The organism is Halopseudomonas litoralis (genome assembly GCF_900105005.1).
GTDB classification, from domain to species: Bacteria; Pseudomonadota; Gammaproteobacteria; order Pseudomonadales; family Pseudomonadaceae; genus Halopseudomonas; species Halopseudomonas litoralis.
The window spans coordinates 982,454-997,427 of sequence record NZ_LT629748.1; the positions used below are offsets into that span (position 1 = coordinate 982,454).

Consider the following 14,974-nt stretch of genomic DNA (forward strand, 5'->3'; position numbering starts at 1 on the left):
CTTGAGAAACATGGAGATACTGAAAACATGACCGTGGAAGCCCAAAAGGAAACGCTTGGATTTCAGACCGAGGTGAAGCAACTGCTGCACCTGATGATCCACTCGATGTACTCGAACAAGGAGATCTTTCTCCGCGAGCTGATCTCCAACGCGTCGGACGCCTCGGACAAGCTGCGCTTCGAAGCCATCGCCAAGCCGGAACTGCTGGAAGGCGAGCCCAACCTGCGGATTCGCATCAGCGCTGACGAACAAGCCAATACCCTGACCATAGAAGACAACGGTATCGGTATGTCCCGCGAGGAAGTCATCAGCCATCTGGGGACCATCGCCAAGTCGGGCACCGCAGCCTTCATGCAGCAACTGACCGGCGACGAGAAGAAGGACGCCAGCCTGATTGGCCAATTCGGCGTGGGCTTCTACAGTGCTTTCATCGTTGCTGACAAGGTTGAAGTGTTCACCCGCCGTGCCGGTGCTGACGCTGCCGAAGGCGTGCGCTGGGAATCAGCGGGTGAGGGCGACTTCACCATCGAGAATATCGATAAGCCCGAGCGCGGTACACGCATCGTGTTGCACCTCAAGGCCGCAGAAACAGAGTTTGCTGATGGCTGGCGTCTGCGCAATGTCATCAAGAAATACTCCGACCACATCTCCCTGCCGATCGAACTGCCCAAGCAGAACACCGGCGAAGAGCAGGAGCAACCTGCCGAGCCGGAATGGGAAAGCGTCAACCGTGCCAGCGCGCTGTGGACGCGTTCGCGTACCGACGTGAAGGACGAGGAGTATCAGGAGTTCTACAAGCATGTCTCCCATGACTTCGACAACCCCCTGAGCTGGAGCCACAACAAGGTTGAAGGCAAGCTGGAATACACCAGCCTGTTGTACGTGCCAGCTCGTGCGCCCTTTGATCTGTACCAGCGCGAAGCGCCGCGTGGGTTGAAACTCTACGTGCAGCGCGTATTCATCATGGATGACGCCGAACAGTTTCTGCCGCTCTATCTGCGCTTTATCAAGGGTGTGGTGGACTCCAATGATCTGTCGCTGAACGTATCCCGGGAAATCCTGCAGAAGGATCCGGCCATCGACAGCATGAAGTCGGCGCTGACCAAGCGTGTGCTCGACATGCTGGAGAAACTGGCGAAGAAGGATGACGAGAAGTACGCCAACTTCTGGAATGCGTTCGGTAGCGTATTGAAAGAAGGCCCGGCGGAAGATTTCGCCAACCGCGAGAAAATCGCCGGCCTGCTGCGCTTTGCCTCCACCGCGCAGAATGACGACAGCGAAGTGGTCAGCCTGGACGCCTATATCGAGCGCATGCAGGAAGGTCAGGACAAGATCTACTACCTCACAGGCGAGCGCTACAGCCAGGTCAAGAACAGCCCGCATCTGGAAATCTTCCGCAAGAAGGGTATCGAAGTCCTGTTGCTGACCGATCGTATCGACGAATGGCTGATGAGCCATCTGAACGAATACAAGGATAAGCAGTTCGTCGACGTGGCGCGTGGCGACCTGGATCTGGGCAAGCTGGAAGGCGAAGAAGACAAGCAGGCGCAGGACGAAGTGGCCAAGGCCAAGGCGGATCTGGTGCAGCGCGTCAAGGATGTGCTCAAGGATGACGTGGACGAGGTCAAGGTGTCCCATCGTCTTACCGACTCCCCGGCGGTATTGGTGGTCACTGAAGATGGTATGGGTCTGCAGATGCGCAAGATCCTCGAAGCTACCGGCCAGAAAGCCCCGGAAAGCAAGCCGATTCTGGAGATCAACCCGGCCCACCCGTTGCTGGACAAGCTCGATCAGGAGCAGGATGAGGCGCGCTTTGCTGACCTCACCCATATCCTCTTCGACCAGGCCGCACTGGCCGCCGGTGAATCCCTGCAGGATCCCGGCAGCTATGTACGCCGCCTGAACGCGCTGCTGGTGGAATTGAGCAAGTAAGCCACCACGCCGTATCCAAGCCCGGCCCGGAATACCGCGCCGGGCTTTTTTGTGGGAGCCTGCCTCAGGCGCCCAACGGCGGCTGATGGCAGAAGAGAGTGCCATCACTACTTCACCATAACAGGTGATATTCAGAGAGGTGATAGAAGAGCTGACGGCTAGAGCTTCACCGGATGCCCGTCAATAATGAAAGCAGTCCACGCGAAGGCCAGGTAAGGCGAAATCGCGGCAAAACAAATAATAAATAACCATGGAGATGGATTTATGTCCCGACCTGAACTGCCCGGCTGGCGCTGGGGACCTTTTACCTTCCGTTTGCCGTTCTATCACACCCGGCTGTACTGGCCAGAGCTGTTTCAGGGGCTTTTCATCGCGGCTGCAACGGGCCTGTCGCTCGTGCCCCTGATGATCATGTTCTTCGGTCTGACTTTCGAAGAGGCCGTAGCCGCCTCGATGATCCATTCCATTCTCATCAGCACAGCGTTGATCGTGTTCGGCGAACCCTATGCGCCGGGCTGGCTCACACCGGCGCTGCCGCTGGCGCTGGCCTTTGCAATTGGTGCCGGGGGTGATCCGGTGCTGCGCCTGCAGGCCATGATGGCCCTGTCGCTGGATTTTGCCTTGTTGCTGCTGCTGCTGGGTATTACCGGCCTGGGCAAGAAGTTTGTAATCTGGCTGCCGGATACGCTCAAGGCCGGAATTATCCTGGGCGCTGCGCTGGCGGCGCTCAAGCGGGTATTCATTGACGACGCCGAGCGTTTTCTGCTGCAACAACCCATAGCCACCACACTGGCCTGTGCGGTCTGTCTTATCTTCGCTTTCTCGCTGCCGATGCAGAGGCTCAAGGAAAAATATCGTTGGGTGGCCAGGATTGCGGCGTTGGGACTGCTGCCGGGCTTCCTGATTGCCGCCATTGTCGGGCCCATGGTGGGTGAGGTCTCCTATGACATTCAGTGGGGCTTCATGGTTCCGCCGGTGGCGGATATGTGGGCCAAGATGTCGCCATTCGCCATTGGTTTCCCCAGCCTGAACCTGATGATCCAGGCCCTGCCGCTGGCCATCATCACCTACGTCATCCTGTTCGGTGATCTGGTCACCGGCAACGAGGTGATTCGTGAGGGCCTGAAAGAGCGCAATGATGAGCATATCGATATCAATCCGACCCGTTCGCACTTCGCGTTGGCCATCCGTAACGCGTTGATGGGTATCAGCGCGCCGTTTTTCCCGACTCAGGGGCCGATGTGGACCGGTGTGCATGTGATCATCATCCAACGCTGGAAACAGGGCAAGCAGACCATGGACAGCCTGCATAGTGGCTTGATTTCCTACTATGGCATGGGCATTCCCATCCTGTTTTTCACGCTGCCGCTGGTCACCGGACTGCAGCCACTGCTGGGTATCGCCCTGTCGCTGACCCTGGTTCTGACCGGCTTCGCCTGTGCCTATATCGCCATGGCCATTCCCAAGAGCAATGCGTCACGTGGCGCCGTGCTGATGATAGGTGCGGGTCTGGCGTTCTTCGAGCCCTGGGTTGGTCTGCTGTTCGGCGTGTTGACCACCCTGCTGCTGGTGGGTTGGGATCGGAGCGCCGAGCCGATTCTCGAGGAGCATGATGATCGGGTACCCGAGCCGGCAAGCACTCCAGTGGTTGCCAAGCTGGAGGCGGAAAGCTGAGTGAGAAGTAACGCGCCTCGGGGTGATAGACTGCCGCTTTGGCACATCATCCCGAGGCTCTTGCATTGCGACCCAGAAGTGACAGTTCCTATGCCGGTGGCCCGGTCAATTGGCGGATCATCCGCAGTCTTGTTCCCTACCTGAGCGAATTTCGCGGTCGTGTCACCCTGGCGATGGCGTGTCTGCTGCTCGCCAAGGTCGCTGGCGTGGCGGTGCCTTGGGTACTCAAGCTGATCGTCGAGCATTACGAGGCCACGACCGATGCCTTGATTCTGGTGCCGGTTGCCTTACTCGCCGCCTACGGGTTGCTGCGTTTCTCCACTGTGCTGTTCTCGGAGCTGCGTGACGCAGTATTTGCGCGAGTGGCCGAGCGGGCCATGCGGCGCATATCACTCAAGGTGTTCGAACATCTGCACCGGCTGGATCTGGGCTTTCACCTGTCGCGGCGCACCGGTGGGCTGGCACGGGATATCGAGCGCGGCACCAGCGGCATCAGTTTTCTGCTGCGGTTCATGGTCTTCAATATCCTGCCGACCTTGCTGGAAATCGGCCTGATCGCCATTATCCTGCTGGCCAACTTCAGTCCGGTGTACGCGTTGACGGTGTTGGGTGCGGTGATTGTCTATGGCCTGTTCACCATCGTCTTCACCGAATGGCGCAATCGCTTCGTGCGGGAAAGCAATCAGCTGGATAACCGCTCCAATACCCGGGCGATAGACAGCCTGCTGAACTACGAAACGGTGAAATACTTCGGTAACGAAGAGTTCGAAGCTCGGCAATACGACGGGCATCTGGCGGGCTGGGAAGCGGCGCGGATGAAGACCCGATTATCATTGGCGGCGCTGAATTCGGGCCAGGCGCTGATCATTGCCGGATCGGTTACGCTGATGATGGTGCTGGCGGCGCGGCAGGTATCGGCCGGCAGCATGACCCTGGGTGAGCTGGTGATGATCAATGCCTACATGATCCAGCTGTTCATTCCGCTGAATTTCCTCGGCTTCATCTATAGGGAGATTCGCGAGGCGCTTATCAATATCGAGCGCCTGTTCGGCCTGTTGGAAGCGCCGGTCAAGGTGGTGGACGTGGAAACCGCCCCCGCGCTGAGAATCAGCGGCGGGGCGGTGCGCTTTGATAAGGTCAGCCATGCCTATACAGCGGAGCGGCCGATTCTCGAAGATGTCAGCTTCACCATTCCGGCCGGTCAGACCTTGGCTGTGGTCGGGCCCAGTGGCGCCGGTAAGTCCACCCTGGCGCGGCTGCTGTTCCGCTTCTACGACGTCAGCAGCGGCAGCATCAGTATCGACGAGCAGGATATCCGCAGCGTCAGCCAGCACAGTCTGCGTCAGGCCATTGGCGTGGTACCGCAGGATACAGTGCTGTTCAACGACAGCATCGGTTACAACATCGCCTATGGCAAACCCGGTGCCAGCGACGAGGAGATCTGGAATGCACTGCGCATGGCGCAACTGGAGGATTTTGTCGCGCAGCTGCCCGAGGGGCTGAATACTCAGGTGGGCGAGCGCGGGCTGAAACTGTCCGGCGGCGAGAAGCAGCGTATCGCCATCGCCCGGGTACTGCTCAAGGACCCGCAACTGCTGATTCTGGACGAAGCCACCTCATCCCTGGATACCCATTCCGAACGGCGGATTCTTGATTCACTCAACCTGGTCGCGCAGCGGCGCACCACGCTGGCTATCGCCCACCGCTTATCCACCATCATCCATGCCGAGCAGATTCTGGTGTTGGATCAGGGGCGGGTGGTGGAGCAGGGCAATCATCAGCAACTGCTGGCGGCAGGCGGAGCCTATGCCCATCTGTGGGCAGAACAGCTGCGTAATAGCGAAGGCGAGTCTGACGTTTAGCGTGAAGGCTGGCTGGTTCGGACGCAGAGCGTCCACTGCGCCGGCTCCCACGCAGAGCATGGGAGCCATCGAGAGATGAGTGCTGGCTCCATATCAGATCGTTCCCACGCTCCTGCGTGGGAATGCCTGCCGGGACGCTCAGCGTCCCGGTTTTAGCGGTGTGCAGGCGGTGGGTTCGACGCCATGTGTCCCGGTTTGGGGCTTTACAGCAGACAGGACCTCACTCTGGCCGCATTTCCTCCTTCGAGAAATCATCCACTTCGATAACCGAGCGGCGTGCCAGACGGGCAGCGCGGACCTTCTGCGCCTCGTCAGGGCTGATGACGCCGCTTTCGGCCGCGACAGCCAAGACGTCAGCGTCGCTGTCATGTTCCAGTTCCCCGGAACGAACTGCCTTGCTCAGGCGCAGCTCGATCGGATCAGCCAGGATTACCTTGTCCAATGCCGTGTTGAGCAGCCCGGTAACATCCTCTGGATCGTTGCTGCGATAACAGCCTGACAACAGCCGGTCACGTGAGGCGCTGGGGGTCATCAGCTGGCGTGCCACTTCACTACCGGTAAGGTCTGATGGTGGCGTGAGGCGCCGGCCCAGGGGGAAGATCAATACTCGCAGCGCAATACCCATGCAACGATCCGGGAAGTTAAGCAGAATCTCGTGCATCGCCTGTTCGATCTTGGCCAGCAGATCCTCGACACCCCAACGCAGCAGTGGCAAGTCCTCTTCCGGTGATCCCTGGTCGTGATAATGCTTGAGCGTGGCACTGGCCAGATAGATGAAGCTGAGTACATCGCCGAGTCGTGCTGACAGTCGCTCGCGGCGCTTCAGTTCCCCGCCGAGCATCAGCATGGTGGTATCGGTAAGCGTGGCAAAGGCGGCACTGAGGCGTGACAGCTGTCGATAATAACCGCGAGTGTCATCATTGCCCGGTGTTTTGACCAGCGCACCAGCCGTCAGGCCCAGCAGCAGACTGCCTGCGGCGTTTCCCAGCGCATGTCCGATGTGCTCGAACAGCAACCCATCGAAGCGCACGATGGCGCGGTCCTGATCCGGATCCTGGGTCGCCTGCATTTCCTGCAATACATACGGGTGACAGCGAATCGCACCCTGGCCGAAGATCATCATGCTGCGGGTCAGGATGTTGGCGCCTTCCACGGTGATGGATATCGGCACCGACTGATAACCGCGCCCCAGATAGTTCTTCGGCCCCATGCAGATGCCCTTGCCGCCATGCACGTCCATAGCGTCGTTCATGCACTCACGCATGCGCTCGGTGATGTGGTATTTCACCACACCGGACAACACCGCGGGTTTCTCGCCCAGGTCCACGGCGCCGGCAGTCATGGTGCGGGCGGCATCCATGACATAAGTGTTGCCGCCGATGCGGGCGAGAGCTTCCTGAACGCCTTCGAACTCGCCGATGGGCAGGTTGAATTGTTGACGTATGCGCGCATAGGCGCCGGTAGTCATACTGGCCATCTTGGCCGCGCCGGTGCCGCCAGCGGGCAGGGAAATGGAACGCCCGACGGCCAGGCAATTCATCAGCATCTTCCAGCCATGGCCGATCATCGGCTGGCCACCGATCAGATAATCCATCGGGATGAATACGTCCTTGCCGGAGTTGGGGCCGTTCATGAAAGCCGCATTGAGTGGGAAGTGGCGGCGGCCGATTTCGACGCCCTCGGTGTCGGTTGGAATCAATGCCAACGTGATGCCCAGCTCTTCCTGATCACCCAGCAGACCATCGGGATCGTAAACCTTGAACGCCAGACCCAGCAAGGTGGCCACTGGCCCCAGGGTGATGTAGCGTTTTTCCCAGGTGACACTCAGGCCCAATACCTCTTCACCCTGCCACTGGCCGCGACAGACGATGCCTCGGTCGGGCATGCCGCCGGCATCTGAGCCTGCTTCCGGAGAGGTCAGTGCAAAGCAGGGCACCTCCTGGCCGGCCGCCAGGCGCGGAAGGTAGTGTTGCTTCTGTTCATCGGTACCGTATTGCATCAACAGCTCAGCGGGGCCGAGGGAGTTGGGCACCATGACGGTAGAGCCCAGATCTCCGCTACGGCTGGCCAGCTTCATGGCGATCTGCGAGTGGGCATAGGCAGAGAAACCTTTGCCGCCGAACTCCTTTGGAATGATCAGGCCGAAGAAACCGTTGCTCTTGATGAAGCTCCAGACCGGCTCCGGCAGATCCTGCAACTCCGTGGTGACTTCCCACTCATTGGTCATCCCGCACAGTTCTTCCACGGGGCCATCAAGAAACGCTTGCTCTTCCGCCGATAACGTCGGCCTGGGATAACTATGCAGCCTGTCCCAATCGGGGCGGCCGCTGAAGATCTCGCCATCCCACCAGACGGTGCCAGCATCCAGGGCTTCCTGCTCGGTGTCGGAAATGGGCGGTAACACCTTCTTGAACCAGTGAAACAGCGGTGTGGTTATGTTTCTACGACGCCAGTCAGTCATGTTCAATGGAAGGGCAATGCCGAGAAACAAAGCCCACAGGATGACATCGAGCAGCCAGTGGACCGGGCCCAGCAGGGTCATTGCCAGCAGATAGGCGCCGACAACCAGACAGCTGTTCAGCAGGCCGATGCGTACCCAGGCAAGTATGACAACGCAGAAAATAAGGCCCAGCAGCCAGAGCAGGGTCAGCATGAAGCACTCCTTGGTTGATTGATCCACTATTGAGCATAGCTGTTCTACAGACGCCCTGCGCGATGATGGGGCCTGGTCCAACTGTAACGGGATATCACTGTAGGGGGGGGGGGCGACGAGGAAGTGCGTAACGGGAGAGGTGAAGCAGGTAGGCCAGGTTGGCTACGGCTTGCGCAGCCAACCTGGCTCGGTACGGCGGGATCAGTGATCGATGTGAGCGGTATCGTATTTGATGGTCTTGCCCGCGAGGTAATAGTGGAAGCAGGCCCAGATGTTGATCAGCGATGCGGCGATCAGCGCGTAACGCAGGCTGTCCGCGCCATAGGCGCTGTTCATCAGGTCACTGGCCAGACCGATCAGCTGCGGGCCGAAACCCAGGCCGAACAGGTTGAGGATCAGCAGCATGACGGCCGATGCCAGAGCGCGGCTGCGCAGCGGCGTCAGGCTCTGGATCATGGCAAAGCTCGGCCCGAGATAGAAAGCCCCCAGGAACACCGCTGGCATATAAGCGATCAGTGCCAGAGTGGTGTTCTCAATGGTATAGAAGGCGATGATGAACGGGATGGCCATGAGCTTGGCCAGACCGACGATCCACGCGTTCCAGCTCTGATTGCGTGCCGTCAGCTTGTCGGCGAGGAGGCCCCCGATCCAGACGCCGAGACCCCCGACGATGCCCATCAGCGGGCCGAGCAGCATGCCGACTTCGCCGGCGCTCATGCCGTGACTGCGCATGAGGAAGGCCGGATTCCAGACGATGGTGCCATAGCCGACCAGTGCGGTCAGGGTAACGCCGGTCACCACGTGACGGGTAGTGCGCACGCGCCACAGTACAGCCATGCCGGCCTTGACGCTGACCTTGCCGCGCGGTGGCGGGGGGACGCCATCGGCGAAGCCGCGTGGTGGTTCGATCATGGTGAAACGTACCAGCAGGGCGATCAACAGTCCGGGAATACCGACAACGAAGAAGGCCGCACGCCAGCCCCAGGCATCGGCGACGAAACCGCCAACGATGAAGCCGATCATGATGCCGAAATACACACCCAGGGAATACAGCGCCATGGCACTGGAGCGCTGTTCCTTCGGATAGAGGTCAGACAGCATTGAATGGGAGGGTGGGCTGGAACCGGCTTCACCGATGCCGACCCCGATACGGGCGGCAGCCAGTTGCCAGAAGTTCTGTGCCAGGCCGCACACCGCAGTCATCAGACTCCAGATGGCAATGGCCCAGGCGATAATATTACGGCGGTTGGAGCGGTCGGCCCAGACGGCGATCGGGATACCGAGGGTGGCGTAGAAGAGAGCGAAGGCAATCCCCGACAGGAATCCGAGCTGGGTATCGGACAACAGCAGATCGGCCTTGAGCGGCTCGATCAGAATGCCGACAATGTTGCGGTCAACGTGGCTCGAGGTATAGGCCAGTACCAGAATGAAGAGCGCGTAACGACGATAGGCCGGAGTAATACGGCTGACAAAGTCGTCCTTGGCATTTGCCGATGTTTCTGGCAATTGGGACATGGAGAATCTCCGTGTGATGGTTATTGTTGTCAGGCAGAAGCATACGACCGGGCACTTCTGACCACAATCGACCGGACAGTCACATTTGTAGAGGTTTTGTAATTGCCAGCCGGGAGGCTGTTCAACTTGAATCTGGTGATTTCACCCCCATATCGTGGGCCTGTTCCATGAATTAAAGGCGTATGCATGACGGCAGCAATCACAATTCGCGGGCTTGAAAAAACCTACCCCAATGGCATGCGTGCTCTCCGAGGCCTGGATCTGGATGTGGCGCAGGGCGACTTCTTTGCGCTGCTCGGCCCCAATGGAGCAGGCAAGTCCACGACCATCGGCATCCTGTCGTCGCTGGTCAGCAAAAGTGCGGGCAAGGTGAGTATCTTCGGGCATGATCTGGATACCGATCTCATGGCGGCCAAGCGTTGTATCGGTGTGGTTCCACAGGAATTCAACTTCAGCCAGTTCGAGAAGACGCAGGATATTCTGATCAACCAGGCCGGTTATTACGGTATTCCCGCCGCCGAGGCACGCGAACGCTCCGAGCACTTTCTCCGTCGCCTGAGTCTGTGGGACAAGCGTGATGTGGCGTCGCGCATGTTGTCCGGCGGGATGAAGCGGCGGTTGATGATCGCCCGCGCATTGATTCACGAGCCGAAGCTGCTGATTCTTGATGAACCGACCGCTGGTGTGGATATCGAAATCCGTCGCTCCATGTGGCAGTTCCTGGAGGAGATCAATGCTCAGGGTGTCACCATCATCCTGACCACGCATTATCTGGAAGAGGCGGAACAGCTGTGCCGTAACATCGCCATCATCGACGGAGGGCAGATCATTCATCACACCGGCATGCGCGAGCTATTGAAGGAGTTGCACGTCGAAACCTTCCTGCTGGATTGCCGCAACGCGCTGGTACAGGCGCCGATGTTGAATGGCTATCCCTGCGCACTGGTGGATGACCACACGCTTGAAGTACAGGTCGACAAGGAGCAAGGCATGAACGGCCTGTTTGCCGAGCTGGCCGGGCATGGCATTGATGTATTGAGTTTGCGCAACAAGAGCAACCGGCTTGAGGAGTTGTTTCTCAACCTGGTGGACGGTAATTCGGAGAAGGAGACAGCATGAACATGCAGTATTGGCGCAACGGCTGGATCGCCTTCACCACCATCCTGTTCAAGGAAGTACGTCGATTCTCCCGCATCTGGCCGCAGACCCTGCTGCCGCCGGGTATCACCATGGCACTGTATTTCGTTATTTTCGGCAACCTGATTGGCAGCCGTATCGGCGAAATGGATGGCTTTTCCTATATTGATTACATAGTACCGGGGCTGATCATGATGTCGGTGATCACCAACAGCTATTCCAATGTGGTGTCCAGCTTCTTCAGCACCAAGTTTCAGCGCTCCATCGAGGAGTTGATGGTGGCCCCTGTTTCGCCCCACGTGATCCTGTTGGGTTATACCCTGGGTGGCGTGGCGCGCGGGCTGGCGGTGGGGTTGATCGTGACGCTGATGTCGCTGTTCTTTACCCGGCTGAATGTGCAGCACATCGGGCTGACTGTTGCGGTGGTGTTTCTCACCTCGCTGGTATTTGCTCTGGGCGGATTCATCAACGCGGTCTTTGCCAGAAACTTTGATGACATCTCCATAGTGCCGACCTTCGTGCTGACGCCGCTGACCTATCTTGGTGGGGTGTTCTACTCGATCAGCCTGTTGCCAGAATTCTGGCAGAAGGTATCGCTGATCAACCCGATTCTGCATATGGTCAATGCGTTCCGCTACGGCATCCTCGGCGTGTCGGATATCCATATAGGCACTGCATTGATGCTGATGATGCTGTTTGCGGTGGTTCTCTATGTGTTCAGCTATCGGCTCTTGGTGCGCGGTACAGGCTTGCGTCAGTAACTATTGATTATTGGCCTGACCTGCACTCCACAGGTATGCTTGCGGGTCTCACTGAAGGAGACCCGCAGATGCACCCGGCAGAACAATCGCCCCTCGGAAAAACCACCAGCTACAACGGTATTTACACGCCGTCACTGTTGTATCCGATTCCGCGCCAACCTATCTGGCACGGCCTGGGGCTGGATCCGGAAAACTTGCCCTTCCATGGCGTGGACGTATGGAACAGTTATGAGGTTTCCTGGCTCACTCCCTCGGGTAAGCCGGAAGTCGCAGCGGTGGAGTTCATCTTCCCGGTGACGGCCAGCGGGCGCATTGTCGAGTCAAAGTCCTTCAAGTTGTATCTCAACTCGCTCAATCAGACCGTGTTCAGCGACCGTTCGGATGTGCTGCGTACCCTCGAGTCCGATCTGAGCGTGACTGCCCAGGCGCCGGTCATGGTGCGATTGTTGAATATGGGCCGGTTGCAGCAGGAAGGCATCGCGCGGCTGCCCGGCGAGTGTCTGGATGATCTGGATATAGCCGTAGACGTCTACGAATACACGCCGTCCCTACTGCAGCGGGTGTCCGGCGGCGGTTGGGCGCGGGAGACATTGCACAGCCATCTGCTCAAGTCCAACTGTCCGGTCACCGGCCAGCCGGACTGGGGCAGCGTGATGATCAGTTATGCCGGACCTGCCATCGACAAGGCCGGCCTGCTGCGCTATCTGGTGTCCTTCCGGCAGCACGCAGACTTCCATGAGCAATGCGTCGAGAGGATATTTCTCGATCTGCAGCGGCTGCTGGGCGACGGTTGTGAGTTGACGGTATATGCGCGGTATCTGCGCCGGGGCGGGCTGGACATCAATCCCTGGCGTTCAACCAAGGCCGGCGTGCCGGACAATATGCGACTGGCACGCCAGTAAGGGTTCAGATACCCATGTTCGAAAGGCTTTGCACGACGTTTTGCAAGGTGGCTGCCAGCGTTGGGTGGCGCTCGGAAAACTCCTCGATCATCAGGTTGACCCCATCTACCAGGCTGGGGTCGGCGAGTGATTCCTCATTGCTCTCACTGACCAGCAGGCGCGCTTCGAGGTTGTCCGCCAGCGCCTGCAGCGAAATACGCTCTTCTGCGGTCAGAACGATATCTGGATCATTCAGGGTCTGCTGCAAGGAATCGAGCTGGGCTTTCAACTGTTCTTCGGCCATGGGCCACTCCTTTATTCGAAAAAGTCTTGGTCACACTATAGCTCTGTGCGATGTTCCCGTCTCCCCGGAGCGACTTGTTGAGGGTAGTGCAAAATTAACTGAGTTGGCCGTTGGTTTGAATTACAATGGCGACATGATACGCGCCATCGATGTCGGCGACGCCGCCATGAATGGCATGAATGGAGAGTAAGCACTGATGAACCTCATGAATGCCACTGCCTGCGGTCTGCTGGCCGGAGCGCTCTCATTGTCATTGATCGTCCCGGCTTCGGCGCAGGATGCCGATGCTGACTACGCCGCCTACCCCAATCCCGATCCGTGGGAACCGGTCAATCGCGTGGTGTTCCGGTTCAATGACACGCTGGATACGTATGCTCTGAAGCCCGTCGCCAAAGGCTATGACTGGGCCATGCCGACCCCGTTGAATGACGGTGTCACCAACGTCTTCAACAACCTCGGCGAACCGAAGAACCTGGTCAATAATCTGCTGCAGGGCAAGTTTCATGACGCCAGCGTGGACCTCTCGCGGTTTCTGATGAATACCACGCTCGGGGTTGTCGGTGTGTTCGATGTGGCGACTCGCATGGGGCTGCGCCGCAACGATGAAGATTTCGGTCAGACCCTGGGTCGCTGGGGTGTGGAAAGCGGCCCTTATGTCATGCTGCCTTTCTTCGGCCCGAGCACGCTGCGCGACGGCAGCGCTTTTGCTGCTGAAGGTTTTGCCGGCTATAGCTATGGCAGTCAGATGGATCATGTACCAAGTCGCAACACCGCGGTGGGGGTGGATATTGTCGACACGCGTGCGGGCCTGCTATCGCAGGAAAGGCTCATCCGCGGCGACAAATACCGCTTCATCCGTAATGCCTGGTTGCAGAATCGTGAGTATAAGGTCATGGATGGACAGGTAGAGGACGACTTCTAGTCTCCCCGACCTTGCCTATGGTTGCCTGTACGGGCGGATGGGAGTAATGTCTGCCCCTTGATGGCGTCAGGCTCGTTCTGACTCGAATACACCCCTGTGGTTGAGAAGTTCTGCCTGGCTTCTCGGCAATGACGTAGGGAAAATATGCAGCTTCCTGGCATTACCTTGCTGGTTATTGATGATGACGACATGGTTCGTCAAAGCATCGCGATTCATCTTGAACAGTGTGGCTTCGAAGTTCTGCAGGCCAGTCACGCTCGTGAAGGTCTGGCACTTGTTGTTTCACACTCTCCGGCGCTGGTGCTGTGTGACCTGTACATGTCGGACATGAACGGGTTCGAGCTTCTCGCGCAGATCGGCGAACAGGCATCGGAAACGCCGGTGGTGGTCATTTCCGATGATGGAGTCATGAGCGACGTGGTCGAAGCGCTGCGCCTGGGTGCCAGCGATTATCTGATCAACCCTCAGGCCGACCTGGAAGTGCTGGAACATGCGGTGCGCCGCTCTCTTGATCGTGCGCATCTGCGCAACGAGAACCAGCGCATCCGCGAACGTCTCGAATTGGCCAACCGCGAGCTGGAGAATCATCTGCGTGAACTGCGAGATGACCAGACGGCAGGACGCCAGGTTCAGCTCAACATGTTGCCGGCCACGCCCTGGAAAAGTGACGAGTATCTGTTCGAACACCGCATCATCCCTTCGCTGTACCTCTCCGGTGACTTTGTCGATTACTTCCGTGTGTCTGAAACCCAGCTGGCCTTCTATCTGGCTGATGTGTCCGGACATGGCGCCTCCTCGGCTTTCGTCACCGTGCTGCTCAAATTCATGACCACCCGACTGCTGTACGAGCAACGCAAACAGCGAGAGCAGGGGCCGATTGCGTTCCAGCCTTCCGACGTGTTGGGGCATATCAACCGCAGCCTGATCAGCTGCAACCTCGGCAAGCATGTGACCATGCTGGGTGGCGTGATTGATGAAGCGCAGCAGACGCTGACCTACAGCATCGGTGGCCATTTACCCTTGCCGGTCCTGTGTGTTGGAGGCAAGGCGGAGTATCTGCAGGGCAAGGGGCGCCCGGTGGGGCTGTTTGCCGAGGCGGAATATGAAAACCATCAGATACCCCTGCCACCTCGATTCTCCCTCACGCTGTGCTCCGATGGCGTGCTTGATTGCGTCGAAGGGGCTACGCTGAAGGAAAAGGAAGACCGGTTGCCCATATTGGTTGGGCAGGCAGGAGGAGATATGCAGACCTTCATGCAATTGCTCGGACTCGAGCACGCCAAGGTGATGCCCGATGACATCTCTGTATTGCTGTTGAGCAGGACACCCTAAT

The 14,974-nt window shown here is 58.4% G+C and carries 11 protein-coding genes; 8 read left to right on the forward strand and 3 right to left on the reverse strand.

From position 1 onward, the window contains the following. Window positions 1-27: 27 nt before the first annotated feature. The 3 genes from htpG to BLU11_RS04830 all read left to right on the forward strand — a co-directional run bounded on the left by htpG (window position 28) and on the right by BLU11_RS04830 (window position 5,468). A complete protein-coding gene (htpG, locus tag BLU11_RS04820; protein ID WP_090272296.1) occupies window positions 28-1,932 on the forward strand; it encodes a molecular chaperone HtpG in 1,905 nt (634 codons plus the stop codon). Window positions 1,933-2,196: 264 nt separating this feature from the next. Beyond that, the gene (locus BLU11_RS04825; RefSeq protein ID WP_090272297.1) at window positions 2,197-3,606 is read left to right on the forward strand and encodes a hypothetical protein; all 1,410 of its coding nucleotides are present in this window, start codon (window positions 2,197-2,199) and stop codon (window positions 3,604-3,606) included. A gap of 65 nt (window positions 3,607-3,671) precedes the next feature. Then, window positions 3,672-5,468 (forward strand): ABCB family ABC transporter ATP-binding protein/permease, encoded by a 1,797-nt coding sequence (locus BLU11_RS04830; RefSeq protein ID WP_231702272.1) that lies wholly within the window; start codon window positions 3,672-3,674, stop codon window positions 5,466-5,468. 220 nt (window positions 5,469-5,688) lie between these two features. Here BLU11_RS04830 and BLU11_RS04835 read toward each other — a convergent pair whose 3' ends face one another. Further along, entirely contained in the window at window positions 5,689-8,118 is a 2,430-nt protein-coding gene (locus BLU11_RS04835; RefSeq protein ID WP_407920247.1) for an acyl-CoA dehydrogenase, read from the reverse strand. A 204-nt stretch (window positions 8,119-8,322) separates the two neighbouring features. Further along, complete coding sequence (locus BLU11_RS04840; protein ID WP_090272299.1) at window positions 8,323-9,636, reverse strand: spinster family MFS transporter; 1,314 nt, start codon at window positions 9,634-9,636, stop codon at window positions 8,323-8,325. 186 nt (window positions 9,637-9,822) lie between these two features. On the opposite strand from BLU11_RS04840, the gene BLU11_RS04845 reads away from it, so the two are divergent. From BLU11_RS04845 to queF, 3 genes are all read left to right on the forward strand, one after another. Beyond that, window positions 9,823-10,755 carry an ABC transporter ATP-binding protein gene (locus BLU11_RS04845; RefSeq protein ID WP_090272300.1) on the forward strand — a complete coding sequence of 311 codons (933 nt, stop codon included), beginning with the start codon at window positions 9,823-9,825 and terminating at the stop codon, window positions 10,753-10,755. A gap of 2 nt (window positions 10,756-10,757) precedes the next feature. After that, window positions 10,758-11,534: an ABC transporter permease gene (locus tag BLU11_RS04850; RefSeq protein ID WP_407920248.1), complete on the forward strand. Its 777-nt coding sequence runs from the start codon at window positions 10,758-10,760 to the stop codon at window positions 11,532-11,534. A 68-nt stretch (window positions 11,535-11,602) separates the two neighbouring features. After that, the gene (queF, locus tag BLU11_RS04855) at window positions 11,603-12,436 is read left to right on the forward strand and encodes an NADPH-dependent 7-cyano-7-deazaguanine reductase QueF (protein WP_090272302.1); all 834 of its coding nucleotides are present in this window, start codon (window positions 11,603-11,605) and stop codon (window positions 12,434-12,436) included. 4 nt (window positions 12,437-12,440) lie between these two features. Here queF and BLU11_RS04860 read toward each other — a convergent pair whose 3' ends face one another. Further along, the gene (locus BLU11_RS04860) at window positions 12,441-12,719 is read right to left on the reverse strand and encodes a DUF4404 family protein (RefSeq protein ID WP_090272303.1); all 279 of its coding nucleotides are present in this window, start codon (window positions 12,717-12,719) and stop codon (window positions 12,441-12,443) included. Window positions 12,720-12,915: 196 nt separating this feature from the next. Between BLU11_RS04860 and BLU11_RS04870 the strand changes: the two genes are divergently transcribed. Then, a complete protein-coding gene (locus tag BLU11_RS04870; RefSeq protein WP_231702273.1) occupies window positions 12,916-13,641 on the forward strand; it encodes an MlaA family lipoprotein in 726 nt (241 codons plus the stop codon). A 144-nt stretch (window positions 13,642-13,785) separates the two neighbouring features. Beyond that, window positions 13,786-14,973: a SpoIIE family protein phosphatase gene (locus tag BLU11_RS04875; protein WP_090272305.1), complete on the forward strand. Its 1,188-nt coding sequence runs from the start codon at window positions 13,786-13,788 to the stop codon at window positions 14,971-14,973. The last annotated feature ends 1 nt before the right edge of the window (window position 14,974 follow it).